This is a genomic window from Pseudomonas sp. FP215 (genome assembly GCF_030687795.1).
Classification (GTDB): domain Bacteria; phylum Pseudomonadota; class Gammaproteobacteria; order Pseudomonadales; family Pseudomonadaceae; genus Aquipseudomonas; species Aquipseudomonas salmasensis.
Genome location: NZ_CP117447.1, coordinates 2,545,593 through 2,566,627, shown reverse-complemented (window position 1 = coordinate 2,566,627; position 21,035 = coordinate 2,545,593). Strand labels below are relative to the sequence as shown.

The following is a 21,035-nucleotide window of genomic DNA, read 5'->3' as shown; positions in this document are numbered from 1 at the left end:
GCAAGCTCGCTCCTACAGAAGGTGGCGGCCTAAGGGGGCTCATGCAAACCAGCCTTGCAACCACAGCCCATCGCCTTGCCCCACCGTGCGATAGGCCCAACCCTGCTGGCCGGCGCGGGTCTGGATCAGGTAATAGTCGCGGCGCACATCGGCGCCATCCCACCAGCCGGATTCAATGCGCTCCGGGCCCATCAGGATCTGTACGCCGTGTTCGGCCAGCAAGGTCGGTTGTGGCAATAACCAGCCTGGGCGCCGGACCTTGTTCAAGCTCGGGCACGGCTGGCTGTCAGTCGCGGCCTGCCAGGCACATTCGGGGCGGTGGTCGGCCTGAAAACGCAGGCCCTGCACCGCCTCATCCCCCAGGCGCGCACGCAGGCGTTCGCGCAATTGCTCCCACGGCAGGGTTTGTTGCGGGCGGTCGTCGAACAGGTCCTGGCGTTGCGGCACGAACACCGGCAAGTCCTCGGCCACCAGGCGCACACCCCGCACCGGCGCGGTGACCTGTACCTGTTCCAGGCGCCCACGGGCCAGTTCGAACAGCATCGAAGGTTCGCGCTCGGCGCTGAGCAGGCCCACCTTGATCACACTGTCGTGTGCCTGGGCATGTTCCAGGTGCAGGTCAAAGCGCTGCACGCCACTGTCGCGGCCGCACAGGAACGCCGACAGGTCGCCGGTCAAGCGCCGCAAGGGGAACAACAGCGCCTGGTGGGATTGCACGTCGAAATTCAACTCGATGCGTGCATCGAACTGGTCGGGCGGTTGATAAAAATCCAGGGCCAATGGCCGCTGCCCGCTCAGGGCGTCGAGGTGCTTGAGCAGGCTGGCGTCAAAGCGTCGCGCCAGGGTATGCCGGGGCAAGGCCTGCACCTGGGCCAGGGCGCGCAGGCCCATGCGCGACAAGGCGGTGGCGGCCTGGGGTTCAAGGCCCGCGCGGTCGATAGGCAACGACGCCAGGGCCTGCATCAAAGCGCTGTCATCGGCCACGGCCAGGCCGTCGTAGCCGTTTGCCAATACCCGCGCCGCCGCCGGGTTGGGCGCAGCGACGATGCGATGACGAAAGCCAAGCTCGGTCAGCTCTTTGCGCAAACGCGCTTCGAGTTGCGGCCAGGGCCCGAACAGGCCCAGGCTCGATTCGATCTCGAACAACAAGGCCCGTGGGTAATACAGGCTGACCTGGGAACTGAAACGATAGGCCCAGGCGGCCAGAAACTGCTGCAGGCGCTCGATCTCCAACGGGTCGTATTCGACACAGGCAAACTGCTTGGCCAGGGCATGGGCTGCCGTCAACGATTGCCCGGGGCGCAGGCCCAAGGCGCGGGCGGCGGCGTTGACGGTTTGCAACACGCGCCGCTGCGGCGTGCCGGCCAGCAGCGCCAGCGGCTGCTCGGGTTCGGGGTGCACACGCTGTGCCCCGTCCAGCGCCAATTGCGGGAAGACAATACACACCCAACGCATGGCAACCTCAATGCCCCGCCAGGGCAATCGGCGCCGGATGGGCCAGCCCGCCACGGCACTTGAGCACCCGCACTTGCGCGGGCCTGGCCTCGACCGCCAGGCGCAGGGCGGCGGGCGAGGCATTGATCGCCTCGCTCAGGGAGCGCCAGGCAAACGCCAGGGTCTGCCCGGTTTCCGCCGCCACCTGCAAACGCCGCAAGGCACGATCATCGGCCTTGCGCGGCCAGCACAACACCGCACCGCAACTGCCCGAACGCAGGCATTGCTCCACCGCCCACAGCGCGTCGCGCTCCTCGGCCCGGATAATGGACAACTGACGCACATCCACCCCGGCGTTCTGCCACGCATGTGGATAGGGGGTATAGGGCGGCGCCACCAGCACAATGCGCTCGCCCAGGGCCGACAAGCGCGCCAGTGTGGGCAGCACCAGTTGCAGCTCGCCCACCCCGTCCTGGGCCATCAGGATTTCACTCAAGGCCGATTCCGGCCAGCCGCCACTGGGCAGCACCGCATCCAGCGCCGCCAGCCCCGTGGGATGTACGCTGGCCGGTGGCGCGGCGGGCCGGCCCTTCCAGACTCGCCCGCCATTGAACAGCGAGTCCAGGGCAACCACGGCGCCCATCAGCCTTGCCTCACCAGGCCGCAGAACACACCTTCGATGGCCAGGTCCTGCTCGGGCCCGACCACGATGGGTTGATACGCCGGGTTGCGCGGCAACAGGCGAACCCTGTCGCCGTGGCGCTCGAAACGCTTGATGGTGACGTCGCCGTCCAGGCGCGCCACCACAATCTGTCCGTTCAAGGCTTCGGCACTGCGGCGCACGCCCACCAGGTCGCCATCGAGAATGCCATCTTCAATCATCGAATCGCCCTGCACCCGCAGCAGGTAGTCGGGGGTTTTGGCGAAGGTGGCGGGGTCCAGTTGCAAGCGGCTGTGCACCTCGGCATCGGCGCCAATCGGCCGACCGGCCGCCACACGGCCAAGCACCGGCACATCCAGCCACTCGGGACGCGCCGGTTGGTTGAGCAAGCGAATGCCACGGGCCTGGTTGGGGTTGACCTCGATAAAGCCGGCTTCAGTCAGCGCCACCACATGCTTGCGGGCGACGCTGCGCGAGGCGAAGCCGAACGCCTCGGCGATCTCGGCGAGGCTGGGAGGCTGGCCTTGTTGCGCGATGCGCTCGCGAATGAAGGTCAGGATGGCAGTGCGGCGGGGAGTCAGGTTAGTCATGGAGTACATTTGTACTCCTGTGGGAAATTTCTGACAATAACCGTCAGTCTGCTCGTTACCACATACCTGTGGGAGCGGGCTTGCTCGCGAAGGCGGTGTATCTGCTAGCACATGTGAAAACTGACCCACCGCTTTCGCGAGCAAGCCCGCTCCCACATGAAGGCATAGGTATCTACATAACTCTGTAGGTTGTAGCCGACGACGGTAACCACGATGCGAAGCGAGCCGCTCTTGCTCTTGATCTGCTTGTGATCTTGATCTCAGGCGCCCCGTCAAACCACGCTGGCCGGAATTCGACAGGGATTTGGGGGGTAAACCGGCAGGGATGCCGGTTTAGCCGCCCCGCGCCATGGATGGCGCGTGGCGGCGGCCCCCCAAATCGCTGTCGGATTACGGGCACACCGAGCCTAAGCGAGGTGCCGAGTGGTGGGGCAAGAGCGTTTTGCTTACTTTGCCGCTTTTGCAAAGTGAGCCGCCGTCAGGGCGGAACCCTAAGCGGCCGTTACCGCAGCAATGGATATGTACCCAATCCAACTGTGTTGACTGCCAAGCCGCCTTCGCGAGCAAGCCCGCTCCCACAGTTGGATTGTGGGGTGTCAGGTGGACAGGTGTCGGCTGGGAGGCTGTCATCGCAGGCAAGCCAGCTCCCACAGAGGGATCGTTGGGGTGTCAGGTAGACAGGCGTCGGCTGGCAGGCCGTCATCGCAGGCAAGCCCACAGTTTGATTGCGGGGTGTCAGGTAGATCTGGGTCGGCTGCCAGGCCGTCACGGGAGCAAGCTCCCTCGCCACAGATTTAGCGTCGTGCCGAAGTTGTGTAGATCTATGCACATAAAGGCATACCTCACCACCCCTCTTTCAACATCCGCAACTCCAGATGCTGCAACAACATAATCGTCTTGCCATCCACAATCTCCCCACTCTGCACCATCGCCAGTGCCTGCTCGAAGCCCAGCTCCAGCACCTCGATATCCTCGCCCTCTTCTTCCAGGCCACCACCCGCCCCCACTCGGTCACCTGGCTGATATTCGCCGATAAAAAAGTGAATCCGCTCGGTTACCGATCCCGGGCTCATGAACGCCGCGTAGATTTTTTCCACATGCCCCACGCGATAGCCGGTCTCTTCCTCGGCCTCCAGGCGGATGCGCTCTTCGGCGCTGGCGTTGTCGAGCAAACCGGCTGCCGCTTCAATCAGGTAGCCGGGGTAATCGTTGACGAACGTAGGCATGCGGAACTGGCGAATCAGCAACACCGTGCGTTGTGCGCGGTTGTACAACAGGATGGTCGCCCCGTTGCCCCGGTCATACACCTCGCGGGTCTGGGCTTGCCAACTACCGTCGCGACGGCGCAGGTCGAAGCTGTATTTCTTCAGCAGGTACCAGTTGTCCGAAAGGGTTTCTTCGGCGGTGATGCGCACGGGGCTATCGTTCATAGTCGAGCCTTGGTAGGTGGAAACAGATTCAGGTGGTGGCTTGGGTGGGCGGCTGTTTGATATGCGACCACGCGGCGGCAACTTCTTCAGCGCTGCCTGCTTTGATCCGGGCAAGATTGCGTGGGTAATCCACGCCAGGTTTTTCGCTGAAACGCGTGGCGGTGAATTGGCCATTGCTGGCGCGCAGGATATAGCCGGTATCGGTGCACTGCCGGGAAGCCAGGAACAACACGCCCGGCGTCACCCAATCCGGCTTGAGTTCGTCCGGCTCTTGGGTCACGCCCCACATGCGCGTCTTGGCCACCGGCGAGATCGCGTTGACGAGCACCCCGGCCTCAGCGCCTTCGTGACTCAAGGCATTCATGATCCCCACTTGCGCCATCTTGCCAGCGCTGTAGGCCACCAGCCCGGTCTGTTCGTATTGCGCATACATGGCGCGGTCGGAGGTGGTGAGGATGATGCGCGGCGCCGAAGAGCGCAGCAGATGTGGCCAGGCATGTTTGCACAACCACAGCGGTGCGTAGAGGTTGATGTCCATGGCGCGTTGCAGGAACGTGGCGTCGAGTTCTGCGATGGGCTGGTAGCCCACCCAGCCGGCGTTGTGAATCAAAATATCGAGTTGGCCGAACGTTTCGAGGGTATAGGTGATCAGTTGGCGACACCCCTCGTCCGTGGACAAGTCACCGCCGTGGCCTACCACCCTCAACCCTTCGGCGCGCAGCGCCTCGGCGGCCTGTTGCACCACCGACGCATCGGTGCCGGCGCCCACGTTGTCGGCGCCGATATCACTGATGACGACGCGGGCCCCGGCCTGGGCCAGTCCTCGCGCATAACTGAGCCCCAAGCCACGCGCGCCCCCGGTGACGATTGCGGTTTTACCGGTGAAGTCCATGTGTTTTTCCTCCTGTTCAGCTCTGTACCCTAACAACCCGCACAAGGGTTGTTCAATGCTGTAACACTTTCATCGGTCACGGCCGTCGCATTAATGCCTGCCCACCCAGGCCATCTGGTAAAACCCGTGCTTCACCTTTGCTCTGGAACCTTCATGTCTTCTGCTTCCATACCTCGCCGGGGCCTGCGCTGGTTTGTCTGGCTATGCATGGCGTTGTTGATCGTCGGCCTGCCGGTCGGCTGCGCCGTGCTGCAACACAAGGAGCGCGAACTTGTGTTTCGCATCGAGCCGGGCACCGCCGGCTGGTACACCGGCTTGCCCAAGGCGGTGCAGGAATTTGAACTCAAGCCCGCCAGTTTCAAAGCAGGGCAAAACATTCATGGCTGGTGGTACCCGGCAACCAACAAAGACGCGCCCGCCATCCTCTACTTGCACGGGGTACGCTGGAACCTCACGGGCCAATTGTTTCGCATCGAGCAATTGCATGCCCTGGGCTTTTCCGTCCTGGCCATCGACTATCGTGGCTTTGGCCAAAGCCAGGGCGACCTGCCCTCGGAAGCCACGGTGTACGAGGACGCGCGCATTGCCTGGGAGCGTTTCCAGACCCTGCAACCAGACCCCAGCAAGCGCCTGATCTACGGGCACTCCCTGGGTGGCGCGGTCGCCATCGACCTCGCCGCCGAGCTGGGCAAGCAGGTGCCGCTGCCGGTGCGTGGGCTGGTGATCGAGTCCACCTTCACCTCCCTGGCGGATGTCGCCACGGCCGTTGCCAACACCTCATTGCCGGTGCGCTGGTTGCTGTCGCAGAAGTTCGATTCCATCGATAAGATTGCCGACATCCACATGCCGCTGCTGGTGGTCCACGGCCTCGACGACCGCTACGTACCGCCGCGTTTCAGCCAGCAGTTGTTCGAAGCCGCCCAGCAGCCCAAGCACCTGTTGCTGGTGCCAGGCGCCAGCCACAACAACAGCATGAACCTGGCTGGGCGCAGTTATGGCCAGGCGCTGGAAAACCTGATGCGCACCAAGATGCCCGCCCAGGTGGTGACACACTCCACAGGCCGCGATAACGCCTCATAAATTCGCTTTTCGGCACTGGGTTCGCGCTTGGCTGTCAAGCGCAAACCCTGGCCATGTTGGCCCGAAATGCAAGTTGATCAAATAATGATCTTCGCGGAAATCGCCAACGCTGTCGGGCCTTCGCAAAGTTATCCACAGAGATACCCACGGTTTTCGTGGACAACTCTTTTTATATTTTTGCGTTTCTTTTGCTCAAGCCGTGCTTCCAGGAAAGGTACCGGGCAACAGGATTTCGCGATTCACCTCGCGTATATCCTTATAGCCACAGAGCGCCATGGACACGTCCAGTTCGCGGGCGATGATATCAAGCGCCTTGGTCACGCCCGCCTCGCCCATCGCCCCCAACCCATACAAATGCGGGCGGCCGATCATGGTGCCCTTGGCGCCCAGTGCCATGGCCTTGAGCACGTCCTGGCCGGAACGGATCCCCCCATCGAGCCACACTTCAATGCGGTTGCCCACGGCTTCGACAATCGCCGGCAATTGGCTGATGCTCGACGGCGCGCCATCAAGCTGGCGGCCACCGTGGTTGCTCACCACCAACGCATCGGCACCGCAATCGGCCGCCAAGCGTGCATCCTCCACATCGAGAATGCCCTTGATGATCAGCTTGCCGCCCCAACACTTTTTGATCCACGCCACATCGTCCCAACTCAGGCGCGGGTCAAACTGCTGGGCGGTCCACGACGACAGCGAACTCATGTCGGCCACGCCCTTCACATGCCCGACAATATTGCCAAAGCCGCGCCGCTGAGTACCCAGCATGCCCATCACCCAGCGCGGCTTGGTCATCATGTTGAGGATATTCGGCAGGGTCAGCTTGGGTGGCGCGGACAGGCCGTTGATCAAGTCTTTGTGGCGCTGCCCCAGAATCTGCAAATCCAGGGTCAGCACCAATGCATCCACCCCGGCAGCCTTGGCGCGCTCGATCAACTGCTCGATAAAACTGCGGTCGCGCATCACATACAGCTGGAACCAGAACGGCTGGCCGACATGCTCGGCGATGTCTTCCAGCGAACAGATACTCATGGTCGACAAGGTGTAGCGCAGCCCGAATGCGGCAGCGGCACGGGCAGTGAGGATTTCACCATCGGCATGCTGCATGCCCGCCAGGCCAGTCGGCGCCAGCGCCACGGGCATGGCCATGTCCTGGCCGATCATGCTGGCGCGGATCGAACGCTCGTCGATATTGCGCGCCACCCGTTGGCGGAACTTGATACGTGCAAAATCCGTTTCGTTGGCGCGGTAGGTGCTCTCAGTCCAGGAGCCGGAATCGGCGTAGTCGTAGAACATGCGGGGCACACGCTTTTGCGCCAGCTTGCGTAAGTCTTCGATGGTTGTGATCAACGGCATCGGGTCACCTCTCCCTGAACTGAACACAGAGAGTAACCGGCAGGAGCGTAGGCAACCAGCCGTTGCGTTTAGAGGGTCTGGCGATTAATCTCGCACAAACCCGCAATAAAGCGCACAAACATGCACAACACCCATCAAGCCATCGACCTGCCTTCCCTGCGCAAGCAGAAGATTCTGTTGTTGCTGGAACGCGACGGCAAGGTCACCGCCTCCGAGTTGGTCGAGCATTTTGCCGTGTCCCAGGACACCATCCGCCGCGACCTCGGCGAACTCGCCGCCGCCGGCCTGTTGCAACGCGTACACGGCGGCGCCCTGCCCCGGCCCAAGGATACCGGCAAGGATTTCTTTACCCGTGTCGGCGAGACCAACGAGGTCAAGCGCCACCTCGCACGCGTAGCGGCGGACCGGGTTGAAGACGGCCAGATTGTGCTGTTCGATTCCGGCTCCACCACCTTGCAGATCGCGCAGTGCTTGCCCCCTGCACTGCACCTGACCGTGGTCACCCCCTCACCGATGATCGCCATCGCCCTGGCCGACCATCCGCACGTGAAGATCATCCTGGCCGGCGGCCCACTCAACCCAGCCACCCTCTCCACCGGCGGCCATGAAGCGGTGCGCCTGATCCAGAGCGTCAAGGCCGACTTGTTGTTCACAGGGGTTTGCGCACTGCACCCGCAAGTGGGCATCACCTCGCTGCACTTTGGTGAAGTGGCCGTCAAGCAAGCCTTGCTCGACAGCGCGTCCCACGTCATCGCCGTGACCACCTCAGACAAACTCGGCGCAGTGGAACCCTTTGTGGTTGCGCCGTGCAGCCGTATTCATACGCTGATTACCGAGCGGGACGCGCCGGATGTGCAGGCGTATGAACAGCTGGGGCTGCAGGTGCAGCGAGTGGACGTGCAGTGATGCAACCCTTGCTCGCGAAAAACTCACAGGCACCGCGTTCATTCAGGAAGCCCGCGTTATCGTTGACGTTTTTCGCGAGCAAGCTCGCTCCTACAAAAAGGGCAAGCCAGCCATCTAGGAACGGTAACCACGATGCGAAGCGAGCCGCTTGTGATCTTGATCTCAGGCGCCCCGTCAAACCACGCTGGCCGGAATTCGACGGGGATTTGGGGGGTAAACCGGCAGGGATGCCGGTTTAGCCGCCCCGCGCCATGGATGGCGCGTGGCGGCGGCCCCCCAAATCACTGGCGGATTACGGGCACACCGAGCCCAAGCGAGGTGCCGAGTGGTGGGGCAAGAGCGTTTTGCTTACTTTTGCGCTGTGTTCAAAAGTGAGCCGCCGTCAGGGCGGAACCCTAAGTGGCCGTTACCGCAGCAATGGATATGTACACCATCCAACTGTGTTGACTGTCAGTCCGCATTCGCGAGCAAGCCCGCTCCCACAGTTGGATTGTGGGGCGTCAGGTAGATAGGTGTCGGCTGGGAGGCCGTCATCGCAGGCAAGCCAGCTCCCACAGTTGGATCGTGGGGTGTCAGGTGGATAGGCGTCGGCTGGCAGGACGTCAGGCAGCGCTGCGAATCTTGTGCAAAGCATCCGCCACCCATTGACCAAACGCATCCACCGGCCCTTGCAAGTTGCCGAGAAAATGCGGATAGATCAGCCACAAATCCATCACCGGCTTGAAATCCTTGAGAGGCATCGCCGCCAAGTGCTCGCGATGAGCACTACGTTCCAGCAACGGACGTGGCACCAGGCCAAGGCCCAGGCCATCAGCCACCAGCCCCAGTTGCAGTTCAGTGCCAAAGGTTTCCAGGTTCACCCGCAGCGCCAGGCCCTGGTCAGACAAGGTGCGCTGCAACCCCGCACGGAACCCGCAGCCGTCCGGGTTGAGAATCCAACCGCTCTGGTACACGTCCGCCAGCTTGCAAGGTTTCTTCGGCAACTGCGCCTTGGCACAGACCACCACCAACTCCATCTTGCCGATGGACTCACCCACCAGGTTGTCCGGGAAGATCTTGCCCGCGGGGAACAACGCCACCGCCGCGTCCAGTTCGCCGCGTTCGATCTTGCCCACCAATTGGCTGCCCCAGCCGGTGGCAACCTGGGCGCGCAAGTCGGCGTATTCGCTGCGCAGGTGCTTGAGCGCGTCCAGCAGCACCACATCGCCGATGGTCTGCGGTACACCCAAGCGCAGCACGCCGGTGGGCGGAGCATCGGTGGCCACCAGTTCGCGCAGGGCATCCATCTCGCGCAGGATCAACCGGCATTGTTCATAAACGCGGGTACCGATCAGCGTCGGCTTGAGCGGCTTGGTGTTGCGGTCGAACAGCTCCACCCCCAGGGCCTGCTCGAAGTTCTGCACGCGGCGGGTGATGGCTGGCTGGGTCAGCTGCAACGACGCGGCGGCATGGCTGATGGACTGGCAACGAATCACTTCGACAAAGGCATCGATATCGTCAATTTTCATTTGGGCCGCACATACAGATCAGTCATTAAGATGTGCGTGAAGCATAGTGGCCGCACACAGGTCTGGATAGCCCACCCTGCGATCAATAACGTCTAACACTATTCAAACCGGTTCTAAATTACCTTCGGCTATAAGCTAATCATTAAAAAATAGCATATTAAAAATAAACATTATGCTTAGATAAAAGCACACCAACAGCCCGATGGAATGGTCATGACCCAGGCCCGACACCCCGAGAGACTCAGAGCCTTCATAGGCGCCCTGGCGGAATTGATCGACGGCAACCCGCGTGAAGGCGACCTGCTGCACCGTGGCGGCAAGCTGCTGGCGCAACTGGTCAGCCACGATGATTGGCTGCCCGACGAATTCGCCCAGCCCGACCCGGAGCGCTACCAGCAATTCTTGCTGCATGCCGATTCGCGCCAGCGCTTCAGCGTGGTCAGCTTTGTGTGGGGGCCAGGGCAACGCACGCCGATTCATGACCACAGGGTGTGGGGGCTGATCGGCATGTTGCGCGGGGCGGAGTTTTCCCAGGGATTTGCCCGGGCGTCGGGCGGCAGCCTGGTAGCGCAAGGCGAACCCGTGCAATTGCTGCCCGGCCAGGTCGAGGCGGTGTCGCCCAAGGTCGGCGATATCCATCAGGTCAGCAATGCCCACGACGACCAGGTGTCCATCAGCATCCACGTATACGGCGCCAATATCGGCGCGGTGCGCCGGGCGGTGTATCAACCCGACGGCAGCGAAAAACTGTTTATCTCCGGTTATTCCAACGCCTATCTCCCGAACATCTGGGACCTGTCCAAAGAAAAGAGCCCTGCCCTATGACCACCCTATCGACCCGCAGCTTTGCGCAGATTCGCCAGGCCCTGTTGGCACGCGAAGAAGTCGCGCTGATCGACGTACGCGAAGAAGCGCCCTTTGCCGAGGCCCATCCGCTGTTCGCCGCGAACATCCCCTTGTCCAAGCTGGAACTGGAGGTGTTCGCGCGCATTCCCCGCCGCGATACCCAGGTCACCCTGTACGACAACGGCGAAGGGCTGGCCCAGCGCGCCGCCGAACGCCTGGTTGCACTGGGCTACACCCAGGTCAGCCTGCTGGAGGGTGGGCTGGACGGTTGGCGCCGGGCCGGTGGCGAGCTGTTTATCGACGTCAATGTACCGAGCAAGGCGTTTGGCGAACTGGTGGAGAGCCAGCGCCACACGCCGTCCCTGGCCGCCGAAGAGGTCCAGGCCTTGCTCGACAGCCAGGCCGATGTGGTGGTGCTCGATGCACGGCGTTTCGACGAATACCAGACCATGAGCATCCCCACGGGCATCAGCGTGCCGGGGGCCGAGTTGGTGTTGCGCGCCCGTGAGCTGGCGCCCGATCCGGCCACGCGCATCATCGTCAATTGCGCCGGGCGCACTCGCAGCATTATCGGCACCCAGTCGTTGATCAATGCCGGCCTCCCCAACCCGGTGGCGGCCCTACGCAACGGCACCATCGGTTGGACCTTGGCCGGGCAGACCCTCGCCCATGGGCAGACGCGCCGCTTTGCACCGACCTCGGAAAACCATCGCCAGCTGGCCGCCCAAGAGGCCCGTGGTGTTGCCGACAAAGCCTCGGTAAAACGTGCCACCCTCAATGATCTGCAGCGCTGGCAACAGGACGCGACACGCACCACTTACCTGTTCGATGTGCGCACCATAGAAGAATTCGAAGCCGGCCACCTGCCGGGCGCCCGCGCCACCCCGGGCGGGCAACTGGTGCAGGAAACCGACCACGTTGCCAGTGTGCGCGGTGCGCGCCTGGTACTGGTGGACGACGACGGCGTGCGCGCCAATATGTCCGCGTCGTGGCTGGCCCAGTTGGGCTGGCAGGTGTACGTATTGGATGACCTGCAAGCGGAGCACTTCAGCGAGCGCGGCGCATGGGTCGCGCCAGTACCGCCAGCGCCCCAGGCCGAACTGATCAGCCCCCACACCCTTGCCGACTGGCTCGGCCATGGCGACACCCTGGTGCTGGACTTCACCGCCAGCGCCAACTACGTGAAACGTCATATCCCCGGCGCCTGGTGGGTGCTGCGCGCGCAACTGCCAGAGGCTCTGGCCAAGGTACCGAGCGCCCAGCGCTATGTGTTGACCTGCGGCAGCAGCCAACTGGCGCGCCTGGCGGTGCCGGAAGTCGAGGCGCTCACCGGCAAGCCGGTCTTTTTGCTGCAGGACGGCACGGCCGGCTGGATCCAGGCGCAACTGCCTCTTGAGTCAGGCGAAAGCCACCTGGCGTCCCCGCGTATTGACCGCTACCGCCGCCCTTACGAAGGCACCGACAACCCACGGGAAGCCATGCAGGCTTACCTGGATTGGGAGTTCGGCCTCGTGGAACAACTGGCCCGCGACGGCACCCATGGTTTCTACGTGATCTGATTCACCGCAGCACCGTTTCGCTCAACCGACCCCTTCTCCAGGCGGAGGTACTTTCCTTTACCTAACGCCTGGAGTTTTGCCCATGCTGTACGCCATTGCATTCAAACGCCTGTTGCTGGGCACTGCCCTCGCCTTCGGCCTGCTTTCCACCGTCCAGGCTGGCGACCTGCAACCGCTGCGCGTGGCCAACCAGAAATCCACGATCAAGGCGCTGCTGGAAGCCTCGGGCGAAAGCCAGAACGTGCCCTACGAGATCAAATGGTCGGAATTCCCCTCGGCCTCGCCCCTGGGCGAAGCGCTGAATGCCGGTGCCGTGGATGTCGGCGCCCTGGGCGATGCCCCTTATGTGTTCGCCCTTGGCGCCGGCGCCTCGATCAAGGTGATCAGCATCATCCATGCCGAAGGCCGTAACACCACCGCGCTGCTGGTGCCCAAGGACTCACCGATCAAGACCGCGGCCGACCTCAAGGGCAAGAAAATCGTCACCGGGCGCGGCTCCATCGGGCATTACCTGGCGATCAAGGCCCTGAACGATGCCGGGCTGACCACCCAGGATGTGCAGTTCATCTTCCTGCTGCCTGCCGAATCCCGGCTGGTGCTCGACAACGGCACCGCCGATGCCTGGGCGACATGGGACCCTTACACCACCGTGGTCACCTCACAAAGCAAGGCTCGCGTGTTGGTCAGCGGCAAGCACCTGCTGAGCAATCACCTGTACTTCGCCGCCACCGGCCAGGCCATTGCCGACAAGCGCGTGCAACTGGACGACTTTGTCGCCCGCATTGATCGCGCCTACGCCTGGGCCAATACCCATCCCGAGCAATACGCCGCTGCCCAGGCCACGATCACTGGCCTGCCACTGGCCGTGCATATCGAAGTGGCCAAAGACACCCATCTGTCCCCCGTCACGATTGACGCTACGGTGATCCACGGCCTGCAGGCCACCGCCGACACCTATGTCAAAGAAGGCCTGCTGAGCAAACACATCGACGTCTCCCAGGGCTTCGATTCCAGCTTCAACGCCCAGCGTATCCCCCTCGAACAAGCCTCGCGCTAAGGAGCAGAACATGAGCAAGCCACGTCAATTGAAACTCGGTGCCATGGTGCACGGCGTCGGCCACGGTTGGGGCGAATGGCGCCACCCGCAGGCACAACCGGACGCCAGCACCAATTTCGGCTTCTACAAGCAGCAGACCGCACTGGCCGAAGCCGCCCGGTTCGACTTCGTGTTCATCGCCGACAGCCTGCATATCCACCCCAAGTCCAGCCCCCATTACCTCAACCGTTTCGAGCCGCTGACGATCCTCTCGGCCCTGGCCGCGCTGACCACTCACATCGGCCTGGTCGCCACCGTGACCGTCAGCTACACCGAGCCTTACCAAGTGGCACGCCAGTTCGCCTCGCTGGACCATATAAGCGGCGGCCGCGCCGGCTGGAACGTGGTCACCTCATGGCTGAGTGGCACCGCCGATAACTTCGGCAAGGCCGAGCACCCGCCCCACGCCGTGCGTTATCGCATCGCCAAGGAGCATTTGAATGTGGTCAAGGGTCTGTGGGATTCCTGGGAGGACGACGCCTTTGCCTATAACAAGCACAGCGGCGAATTCTTCACCCCGGGTAAGTTGCATGCGCTTAACCACAAGGGCGAATTCTTCTCGGTCAAAGGCCCGCTGAACATCGCGCGCTCGCGCCAGGGCCAACCGGCGATTTTCCAGGCGGGCACTTCGGAGGATGGGCGTAACTTTGCCGCTGAAAACGCTGATGCGATTTTCGTGCATGTGGAAACTATCGACGAGGGCAAGGCCTACAGCGCCGACTTGAAACGCCGCGCCAAGGGCTTTGGCCGTGACCCGGACAGCCTGTCGATTTTGCCGGGTATTCGCCCGATTGTCGGGCGTGATGCCGCCGAAGTGGAAAGCCGCTACCAGCAAGCCGTGGCGTTGGTCACCGTGGAAGACGCCATCGTCGCCCTCGGCCGGCCGTTCAACGACCATGATTTCAGCCAGTACCCGCTGGATGCGCCCTTCCCCGAACTGGGCGACCTGGGCGCCAACAGCCAGAAAGGTGGCTCCGAGCGTATCAAGCAACTGGCCCGTGACGAAGGCCTGACCCTGCGCGAAGTGGCCCTGCGTTTCTCGCGGCCCCAGCGCGACTTTGTCGGCACCCCGGAACAGGTCGCGGACGCGATCCAGACCTGGTTCGAGAGCGGCGCCAGCGATGGTTTCATCATCAATTCGGTGCTGCCGGATGGCTTGCAGTATTTCACTGAGCTGGTGGTGCCGGTGCTTCAACAGCGGGGGTTGTTCCGTACCGATTACAGCGGCCATACGTTGCGCGACAACTTGGGTCTCAAGGTACCAGCGAACCGCTACAGCGTGATCGAAGCCACCGAACAAGCCCTGGCCTGAAGGCTCTCCCCTGTAGGAGCGAGCTTGCTCGCGAAAAACTCAAAGGCGCCGCGTTTATTCAGGAAGTACGCGTTATCGTTGACGTTTTTCGCGAGCAAGCTCGCTCCTACAGGTGTTCAGGGCTTGCCACCCTGCCACACTTTTGCCCGAGTACAGACCTATGACTCAACCGTCTCTCAAGGCTGTGGAAGCCGTCGATTTCGACGCCCTGCTTGACCACCTCAGCGCCGAGCTGGCCAGTACCGCGCCCCTGTATGACGAAAGCGGCGCCTTCCCCCACGCCAATTTCAGGCTGTTGCACCAACACCACCTCATCGCCCTGACCGTGCCGAAAAAACTCGGCGGCGGTGGCGCCAGCCTGGCCCAGGCGCGCAAGGTCATCAGCGCCATCGCCAAGGGCGAACCGTCCACGGCATTGATCCTGGTGATGCAGTACCTGCAACACGCACGCCTGCAAGACAACCAGAGTTGGCCCGCACACCTGCGCGTGCAGGTCGCGCAAGAGGCGGTGCAAAACGGCGCGCTGATCAATGCCCTGCGTGTCGAACCCGACCTGGGCACCCCGGCCCGTGGAGGTTTGCCGGCCACCACCGCGGTGCGCACCGCCGAGGGCTGGCGGATCAGCGGGCGCAAGCTCTACTCCACCGGCAGCCATGGCCTGAGCTGGTTCAGCGTGTGGGCGCGCAGCGACGACGCCGACCCACTGGTAGGCGCCTGGCTGGTGCCCAAGGCCAGCCCCGGTGTCAGCATCATCGACACCTGGGACCACTTGGGCATGCGCGCCACCTGCAGCCATGAGGTGGTGCTCGACAACGTTCTGGTGCCCCTGGACTATGCGGTTAGCGTCAGCCCCTGGAGCGCCCCGCAAGCGGAGCTGGATGGCGAAGGCTTCCTGTGGATGTCGGTGTTGCTGTCGTCGGTGTACGACGCCGTGGCTCAGGCGGCACGGGACTGGCTGGTGCACTGGCTGGACGAGCGCAAGCCGTCAAATCTCGGCGCGGCATTGTCTACCCTGCCGCGTTTTCAGGAGACCGTCGGCCATATCGACACGCTGCTGTTTGCCAACCGCAGCCTGCTCGACACTGCCGCTGCGGGCCACACGCCAACGGCCAATGCCGCACAGGTGAAGTACCTGGTGACCGGCAATGCAATCCGTGCGGTCGAGCTGGCCATCGAAGCCTCGGGCAATCCTGGCCTGTCACGCCATAGCCCACTGCAACGGCATTACCGCGATGTGCTGTGCAGCCGCGTCCACACTCCGCAAAATGACGCCGTGCTGCAAGGCGTCGGCAAAGCGGTGTTCAACCAGCGCCAAAAGGAACGCACATGAGCCAGGTAATTGTTGCCAGCCAACTGGACGAAGACTTCAACCAGGTGATTCGTGAGCGTCTTGCGCCACTGCACCCCCAAGCCCAGGTAATCGGCGTGCCGGTCGGTGTGCCCAGTGACTTGCCGCCCCACGCCAATATCCTGCTGCTGCGCCCGATCAATGTGCGTGGCTACACCGCCCCCGACACCCCGCCACCGGGCTGGCCCTACGGCGCACGGTGGGTGCACCTGGTGTCGTCGGGTATCGACTTCTACCCCCAGTGGCTGTTCAACGGCCCCCCCGTGACCACTTCCCGCGGCAGCGCCGCCGATAACCTGGCCGAGTTCGCCCTGGCGGCGATCTTTGCCGCGTCCAAGCATTTGCCGGATATCTGGGTAAAGGATGCCCAATGGCAGTTCACCGCGCTGCGCCCGCTCAAAGGCACCACGCTGGGCCTTTTGGGCTTTGGCGCGATTGGCGCAAGCCTGGCGCAAAAGGCCCTGGCACTGGGGCTCAAGGTCGTGGCGCTGCGTCAAAGCACAACGCCGTTCGGCCTCGATGGCGTGGAAGCGGCCAACGACATCCACGACCTGTTTGCCCGCGCCGATCACCTGGTGGTGGCGGCCCCCTTGACCGAAGCGACGCGGCATATCATCGACCGTAATGTACTGGCCAGCGCCAAGCCGGGGCTGCACCTGATCAACATTGCCCGCGGTGGCCTGCTCGATCAGCAAGCGCTGTTGCACGCGTTGGATAACGGCCAGATCGGCCTGGCTTCCCTCGACGTCACCGAGCCAGAGCCACTGCCCGACGGGCACCCGCTGTACAGCCATCCGAGGGTAAGGCTGTCGCCGCATACTTCGGCTATTTCGACCAACAGCAAGGAAGAAATTGCGGATACGTTCCTGGCAAATCTGGAACGGTATGTGGCGGGCCTTGAGTTAAGGAACCTCGCGAATGCTTGACGGCTTGCTCGCGAAGGCGGCGTGTCTGTCACTGAATCTTCAACTGAACCACCGCTTTCGCAGGCAAGCCAGCTCCCACATTGGTTATGTATTGCCCACAGAATCAGCGCCTGGCGCAGATCCCCTGTGGGAGCGGGGTTGCCCGCGATGGCGGCGTGTCTGTCACTGAATCTTCAACTGAACCACCGCCAGGAGAAACTCATTTGATGCGGTAGTGGAAGGTATTGCGCACCGCCGGCACGGCAACAGCCTTGCCATCGACGATTCTCGGCTGGTAGCGAAAAGTATTGGCCGCCGCCAATGAGGGCCGAATGAACAACGGGTGGCAGCCGTCGAGCACCTTGGGGTTTTCCACGTGACCCTGGGTGTTGACGGTGTACTCCACTGAGCAGTCGCCTTCGATGTTCTTGTCCAGGGCGCGTTCGGGGTAGTCGGGGGCGGCCTTGCTCAAAGGCTGGTATTGGCGACTGTCGAATGCAGGGGCAGGCGCAGGCACGGGGGCTTGGGCTTTTTCCGCAGCGGCACGCGCCTGGCTCAGGCGTTGCTGTTCCAACTCACGATTGCGCTGCTCGGTCGCCAGGCGCTGCTGTTGTTGCTCCAGTTTCTTTTCTTCCACCCGCTTGCGCGCCAGGGCTGCTTTCTCGAGCTTTTGCGCCTGGAGCTGGGGATCGACCGTCGGTTTGGTCGGTACCGGGATAACAACAGGTTCTGGCAGCGCGGCAGCGACGGGCTCAGGTGTCGGCGCCGGCGTTGGCGTCGGCGCTGGTAAAACCACCAACTGCGTGTGCATCACCCGTGGCGCATCCGCCCCTGGTCGCTCCGTTGACCAGCCCAGCATCAACGCCACTGCCACCGCACCATGCAGCGCCACGGCCAGACTCGCTGCCAGGCTTTTGCGCCAGAAACCATCGCTGTTAGGCGCCAAGGCCAGTGCCGGACTGTGCATGCTCATCGCCGTCATTGTGGGGCCTCGGTGACGAGCCCAAGATGACTGACGCCGCCCTTCTGCAGCACTGCCATGGCCGCCACCACACGGCCGTAGCCGGCATTGTCATCAGCGCGGATATACACCTGGGTATCGCTGCGCGCCGCCACCACCTGCATGACCTTGGCGCTCATTTCTTCCAGGGTCACCGCGCTGTCGGTCTGCTGGCGGGTATCCAGCTCGTCACCCAGGTTCCAGTAGTAACCACCGTCGGCCTTCACCGATAACGTCAGGATCTGCTGGCGCGTATCGGTAGCCAGCGCCTCGGCGGCGACCTTGGGCAGTTCGATCTTCACACCCTGGGTGAGCATGGGCGCGGTGACCATGAAGATCACCAGCAGCACCAGCATCACGTCGATGTAGGGCACCACGTTCATCTCGGCCTTGGGCCCGTGCTTGCGTTGCGGCCTGGTCAACATCGCTTTGCTCCTTGTTCAGGCGGCCACGGCCAGGTTGTTCGAGGTACCGCGCAGCGTGCGGTGCAGGTGCACTTGCAGCTCATTGCCAAAAGCGTAGTAGCGCGTAAGCAAGGTCTGGCTGCGTGCCGCGAAACGGTTATAAGCGACCACTGCCGGAATCGCCGCAAACAGGCCAATGGCGGTGGCAATCAAGGCTTCGGCAATACCCGGTGCCACGGTCGATAGCGTGGCCTGCTGCACCTGCGACAAGCCGAGGAACGAATTCATGATGCCCCACACAGTCCCGAACAGACCGATATAGGGGCTGACCGACCCCACCGTCGCCAGAAATTGCAGGCCCTTTTCCAGCTCCAGTTCCTGCTCGGTGATCGCTACCTGCAAGGCGCGCTCCACACCCTCGAGCACGGCCGGATCGTGGTGGTGCAGGTGCTGGTATTCCTGCATGCCGGCAATAAAGATCGGCGCGACACCGCTCTCGCCTGCCTGCACGGTTTCGCGATACAAGGGCTGCAGGTCCGACGCCACGCGAAAGCGCGACAGGAAGCCGTTAAGCTGCCGTTCCAGGCCACGCAGCACACCGCTGCGCTGAATGATCAGGTACCAGCTGAGCAAGGACGCCAACAGCAAAGTGATCATCACGGCCTTGACCAACAGGCTGGCGTCGCTGATCAAACTCCAGATCGTCATATGTTCCATCGTCGCGTGCATGGTGAAGCTCCTATTCGATTAAAAACGGATGACTGCGTGATGACAGCTCAAGGCAATTTCAACGCGCGGCTCACCTCGGCCCAGGGCACGAACTTGAAGTTCTGGGCTTGCTCGGGCATGCGCTTGCGCCCGTCCTGCACCACCAGCATGCCCTGGCTCCATGGCCCACCGAGGTTGACGGCAGTGACCTCCAGGCCATCGGTTTCCGAGGCGCCATCAATGCCGGCGGCCGCATTGAGGCCAACGCGCAAGGCGCCGCGCACAGCGAATGGCGGCTCGGCGTCCAGCACCAGGTAGCTGTCATTGCCTTGGCTGGAGACCACCAGGTAATCCCGTGCGGGGCTTTGATACAGCGCCAGGCCTTCGACGTCCGCGTGCAGTTGCGCGCCGACTTTGATCACCGAAGTAAGCGTGGCCGGTTGCTCGGCACGGGCATCTATCGCCCACACGCCGACATCTTCCTCACCGATGAATAAGCGTTGGCGCTGGTCATCGGCCACACAGCCCTCGGGTTGGCTGTCGACCTTGAACTGGCGCACCAACTCGCCCTGCACACGGCCAGCCGGGGCACTCAGGCGGTATTGCAGGAAGGTGCCATCCTTGTCATTGGCAAACGCGTAAAGCTCGCCGCTGGCGGGCTGGTACAGGCAGATGCCGTAGATGTCTTTGAGTGGCGTGGGGACCTCACCGGCTTCACGCAGCTCGCCGCTTTGACGGTCGATGCTGAACAGGCTCAGGCTGTTGCGGTCGCGGTTACTCGCCACGGCCAGGTCGATGGTGTGCGTACCCAGTTTGAAGCCTGGGCGTAGGTCGACATTGTTCAGGCGCCCCACTGCCAGCTCTTGCAGCAACTTGCCGTCGAGATCGTAGGCGAGCAGGCCCTGTTTCTTGTTGGTCCCCAGCACACGACTCTTGGCTGGCGTGTCCGGGTGAATCCAGATGGCCGGATCATCCGCCGCGTCGCCTTGGCGCCCCACGGGTTCGGTCTGGCGCAGGGCGGCGACTTGCGCAAGTATCGGCGCAACCGGCACCGGCGTGGCTTGCCAGTCAAGGCGGCCCTGATAGAGCTGCTCGCTGTCGTCGTCCCGCACCAGCACCTGCCGGCCCTGTGTCACCAACTGCTCCGGCTCCTTGAGGCCCGGCAAGGCCAGGCTGGGTTGCTCAACCCAACGTTCCCCGACTTGCTGGAACAGGTGCAATTGCGCGGTTTTCGGGTCCAACGCGAGCATCCCGCCCGGCACCAGCGCCATGGTGCCTGCTTCCCGCGCGGGGTCGTCGAACAGCGCCACGGGCGTGCGTTTCACCTCAGCTTCCGGGTACGCCGGGTAGGCCCACCAGCCGACGTTTTGCTCGTTCACCACCAATCGCTCGGCCGCATCATCCACTTGGCAGTACTGCGCCGATGGCGGCAGTGGCAGGCTGCGAACACGCTGCGCCTGGGCCAGCAGGGTCGAACCATTGCCCACCAGCCACTGCTCGCCCTTGCCCTCTTCACCGACCAGGAACACAAACAGGTTGGCCGCCGAATCGCGATAGAGGCACAGGCTATTTACCGCAAAGTCGCGGGTCGGCAGGTACAGCGGCGTACCCCAGGTTTTGCCGGCGCCATCCAGACCGATCAGCAAGGCCTGCTGGCGGTCGTTGTCGAGGCTGGTGATCAGCGATTGAGTGCCGGCAGCACGGGTGTCGAGGCTGCTGAAACGGCCCTTGAACCGGGCCAGTTCGGCGCCTTTATCGTCGAGCAACAACAGGCCGTCGCGGGCACTGGCGGCCACGCGCTGGGTACCGCCGGGCAGGAAGGCCACGGCTTGGGCATTCAGGCTGGGTGCCCAAGGGGTCAACGGCAGCTCGGTCGCGAACGCATTGCCGCTGGTTATCAGTGCAACCAACAGGCACAGCTTGGAAATTCTCATGAACAGACAATCCTTCGAAAACAATAGAGATCCCGTTTGGGACGGCTTGCCCTGATGCCCTGTAGGAGC

19 protein-coding genes are annotated in these 21,035 nt (G+C 62.9%); 8 read left to right on the top strand and 11 right to left on the bottom strand.

Features of this window, described 5'->3' with window-relative positions:
- Positions 1–39 precede the first annotated feature (39 nt).
- From PSH76_RS11740 to PSH76_RS11720, 5 genes are all read right to left on the bottom strand, one after another.
- Entirely contained in the window at positions 40–1,455 is a 1,416-nt protein-coding gene (locus PSH76_RS11740; protein ID WP_278918720.1) for a DNA polymerase Y family protein, read from the bottom strand.
- Between the two features lie 7 nt (positions 1,456–1,462).
- Positions 1,463–2,077 (bottom strand): translesion DNA synthesis-associated protein ImuA, encoded by a 615-nt coding sequence (gene imuA, locus PSH76_RS11735; RefSeq protein ID WP_003191873.1) that lies wholly within the window; start codon positions 2,075–2,077, stop codon positions 1,463–1,465.
- Positions 2,077–2,694: a transcriptional repressor LexA gene (gene lexA / locus PSH76_RS11730; protein WP_019817581.1), complete on the bottom strand. Its 618-nt coding sequence runs from the start codon at positions 2,692–2,694 to the stop codon at positions 2,077–2,079. Before lexA ends, imuA begins: the two co-directional genes overlap by 1 nt.
- Positions 2,695–3,527: 833 nt before the next feature.
- Positions 3,528–4,115 (bottom strand): NUDIX domain-containing protein, encoded by a 588-nt coding sequence (locus tag PSH76_RS11725; RefSeq protein WP_305494123.1) that lies wholly within the window; start codon positions 4,113–4,115, stop codon positions 3,528–3,530.
- Positions 4,116–4,143: 28 nt separating this feature from the next.
- Positions 4,144–5,007 (bottom strand): SDR family NAD(P)-dependent oxidoreductase, encoded by an 864-nt coding sequence (locus tag PSH76_RS11720; protein WP_305494122.1) that lies wholly within the window; start codon positions 5,005–5,007, stop codon positions 4,144–4,146.
- Between the two features lie 153 nt (positions 5,008–5,160).
- Here PSH76_RS11720 and PSH76_RS11715 point away from each other — a divergent pair, with 153 nt between their 5' ends.
- Positions 5,161–6,087 carry an alpha/beta hydrolase gene (locus tag PSH76_RS11715; protein WP_305494121.1) on the top strand — a complete coding sequence of 309 codons (927 nt, stop codon included), beginning with the start codon at positions 5,161–5,163 and terminating at the stop codon, positions 6,085–6,087.
- Positions 6,088–6,279: 192 nt separating this feature from the next.
- On the opposite strand, the gene PSH76_RS11710 is transcribed toward PSH76_RS11715, so the two are convergent.
- A complete protein-coding gene (locus PSH76_RS11710) occupies positions 6,280–7,440 on the bottom strand; it encodes an alpha-hydroxy acid oxidase (protein ID WP_044270774.1) in 1,161 nt (386 codons plus the stop codon).
- Positions 7,441–7,560: 120 nt separating this feature from the next.
- Between PSH76_RS11710 and PSH76_RS11705 the strand changes: the two genes are divergently transcribed.
- Positions 7,561–8,346, top strand: coding sequence for a DeoR/GlpR family DNA-binding transcription regulator (locus PSH76_RS11705; protein WP_305494120.1), 786 nt, complete (start codon positions 7,561–7,563; stop codon positions 8,344–8,346).
- A 602-nt stretch (positions 8,347–8,948) separates the two neighbouring features.
- Here PSH76_RS11705 and PSH76_RS11700 read toward each other — a convergent pair.
- Positions 8,949–9,854 carry a LysR family transcriptional regulator gene (locus tag PSH76_RS11700; RefSeq protein ID WP_032896831.1) on the bottom strand — a complete coding sequence of 302 codons (906 nt, stop codon included), beginning with the start codon at positions 9,852–9,854 and terminating at the stop codon, positions 8,949–8,951.
- Between the two features lie 213 nt (positions 9,855–10,067).
- On the opposite strand from PSH76_RS11700, the gene PSH76_RS11695 reads away from it, so the two are divergent.
- The 6 genes from PSH76_RS11695 to PSH76_RS11670 all read left to right on the top strand — a co-directional run bounded on the left by PSH76_RS11695 (position 10,068) and on the right by PSH76_RS11670 (position 16,941).
- Positions 10,068–10,679 (top strand): cysteine dioxygenase, encoded by a 612-nt coding sequence (locus PSH76_RS11695; protein ID WP_044270771.1) that lies wholly within the window; start codon positions 10,068–10,070, stop codon positions 10,677–10,679.
- Positions 10,676–12,259, top strand: coding sequence for a rhodanese-related sulfurtransferase (locus PSH76_RS11690; protein ID WP_305494119.1), 1,584 nt, complete (start codon positions 10,676–10,678; stop codon positions 12,257–12,259). The genes PSH76_RS11695 and PSH76_RS11690 overlap by 4 nt, the downstream gene beginning before the upstream one ends.
- Positions 12,260–12,341: 82 nt before the next feature.
- Positions 12,342–13,316 carry an ABC transporter substrate-binding protein gene (locus PSH76_RS11685; protein WP_305494118.1) on the top strand — a complete coding sequence of 325 codons (975 nt, stop codon included), beginning with the start codon at positions 12,342–12,344 and terminating at the stop codon, positions 13,314–13,316.
- 10 nt (positions 13,317–13,326) lie between these two features.
- Positions 13,327–14,667 (top strand): LLM class flavin-dependent oxidoreductase, encoded by a 1,341-nt coding sequence (locus tag PSH76_RS11680; RefSeq protein ID WP_305494117.1) that lies wholly within the window; start codon positions 13,327–13,329, stop codon positions 14,665–14,667.
- 160 nt (positions 14,668–14,827) lie between these two features.
- Positions 14,828–15,997 carry an acyl-CoA dehydrogenase family protein gene (locus tag PSH76_RS11675; RefSeq protein WP_305494116.1) on the top strand — a complete coding sequence of 390 codons (1,170 nt, stop codon included), beginning with the start codon at positions 14,828–14,830 and terminating at the stop codon, positions 15,995–15,997.
- Entirely contained in the window at positions 15,994–16,941 is a 948-nt protein-coding gene (locus PSH76_RS11670; protein ID WP_098951136.1) for a D-isomer specific 2-hydroxyacid dehydrogenase family protein, read from the top strand. Before PSH76_RS11675 ends, PSH76_RS11670 begins: the two co-directional genes overlap by 4 nt.
- A 199-nt stretch (positions 16,942–17,140) precedes the next feature.
- Here PSH76_RS11670 and PSH76_RS11665 read toward each other — a convergent pair whose 3' ends face one another.
- Genes PSH76_RS11665 through PSH76_RS11650 form a run of 4 tightly spaced genes read right to left on the bottom strand, consistent with a single transcriptional unit; the run spans position 17,141 to position 20,966 of the window.
- Positions 17,141–17,902: an energy transducer TonB gene (locus PSH76_RS11665; RefSeq protein WP_305494115.1), complete on the bottom strand. Its 762-nt coding sequence runs from the start codon at positions 17,900–17,902 to the stop codon at positions 17,141–17,143.
- Entirely contained in the window at positions 17,899–18,345 is a 447-nt protein-coding gene (gene tolR, locus PSH76_RS11660; RefSeq protein WP_098951133.1) for a protein TolR, read from the bottom strand. Before tolR ends, PSH76_RS11665 begins: the two co-directional genes overlap by 4 nt.
- A gap of 15 nt (positions 18,346–18,360) precedes the next feature.
- Positions 18,361–19,053, bottom strand: coding sequence for a protein TolQ (gene tolQ, locus PSH76_RS11655; protein ID WP_305494114.1), 693 nt, complete (start codon positions 19,051–19,053; stop codon positions 18,361–18,363).
- 47 nt (positions 19,054–19,100) lie between these two features.
- Positions 19,101–20,966 (bottom strand): phytase, encoded by a 1,866-nt coding sequence (locus tag PSH76_RS11650; RefSeq protein ID WP_305494113.1) that lies wholly within the window; start codon positions 20,964–20,966, stop codon positions 19,101–19,103.
- Positions 20,967–21,035: the final 69 nt, after the last annotated feature.

Excerpts from the sequence above, each read along its gene's own strand:
- PSH76_RS11740 (WP_278918720.1), bottom strand. The coding sequence starts at position 1,455 with ATGCGTTGGGTGTGTATTGTCTTCCCGCAATTGGCGCTGGACGGGGCA.
- imuA (WP_003191873.1), bottom strand. The coding sequence starts at position 2,077 with ATGGGCGCCGTGGTTGCCCTGGACTCGCTGTTCAATGGCGGGCGAGTC.
- lexA (WP_019817581.1), bottom strand. The coding sequence starts at position 2,694 with ATGTACTCCATGACTAACCTGACTCCCCGCCGCACTGCCATCCTGACC.
- PSH76_RS11725 (WP_305494123.1), bottom strand. The coding sequence starts at position 4,115 with ATGAACGATAGCCCCGTGCGCATCACCGCCGAAGAAACCCTTTCGGAC.
- PSH76_RS11720 (WP_305494122.1), bottom strand. The coding sequence starts at position 5,007 with ATGGACTTCACCGGTAAAACCGCAATCGTCACCGGGGGCGCGCGTGGC.
- PSH76_RS11715 (WP_305494121.1), top strand. The coding sequence starts at position 5,161 with ATGTCTTCTGCTTCCATACCTCGCCGGGGCCTGCGCTGGTTTGTCTGG.
- PSH76_RS11710 (WP_044270774.1), bottom strand. The coding sequence starts at position 7,440 with ATGCCGTTGATCACAACCATCGAAGACTTACGCAAGCTGGCGCAAAAG.
- PSH76_RS11705 (WP_305494120.1), top strand. The coding sequence starts at position 7,561 with ATGCACAACACCCATCAAGCCATCGACCTGCCTTCCCTGCGCAAGCAG.
- PSH76_RS11700 (WP_032896831.1), bottom strand. The coding sequence starts at position 9,854 with ATGAAAATTGACGATATCGATGCCTTTGTCGAAGTGATTCGTTGCCAG.
- PSH76_RS11695 (WP_044270771.1), top strand. The coding sequence starts at position 10,068 with ATGACCCAGGCCCGACACCCCGAGAGACTCAGAGCCTTCATAGGCGCC.
- PSH76_RS11690 (WP_305494119.1), top strand. The coding sequence starts at position 10,676 with ATGACCACCCTATCGACCCGCAGCTTTGCGCAGATTCGCCAGGCCCTG.
- PSH76_RS11685 (WP_305494118.1), top strand. The coding sequence starts at position 12,342 with ATGCTGTACGCCATTGCATTCAAACGCCTGTTGCTGGGCACTGCCCTC.
- PSH76_RS11680 (WP_305494117.1), top strand. The coding sequence starts at position 13,327 with ATGAGCAAGCCACGTCAATTGAAACTCGGTGCCATGGTGCACGGCGTC.
- PSH76_RS11675 (WP_305494116.1), top strand. The coding sequence starts at position 14,828 with ATGACTCAACCGTCTCTCAAGGCTGTGGAAGCCGTCGATTTCGACGCC.
- PSH76_RS11670 (WP_098951136.1), top strand. The coding sequence starts at position 15,994 with ATGAGCCAGGTAATTGTTGCCAGCCAACTGGACGAAGACTTCAACCAG.
- PSH76_RS11665 (WP_305494115.1), bottom strand. The coding sequence starts at position 17,902 with ATGACGGCGATGAGCATGCACAGTCCGGCACTGGCCTTGGCGCCTAAC.
- tolR (WP_098951133.1), bottom strand. The coding sequence starts at position 18,345 with ATGTTGACCAGGCCGCAACGCAAGCACGGGCCCAAGGCCGAGATGAAC.
- tolQ (WP_305494114.1), bottom strand. The coding sequence starts at position 19,053 with ATGCACGCGACGATGGAACATATGACGATCTGGAGTTTGATCAGCGAC.
- PSH76_RS11650 (WP_305494113.1), bottom strand. The coding sequence starts at position 20,966 with ATGAGAATTTCCAAGCTGTGCCTGTTGGTTGCACTGATAACCAGCGGC.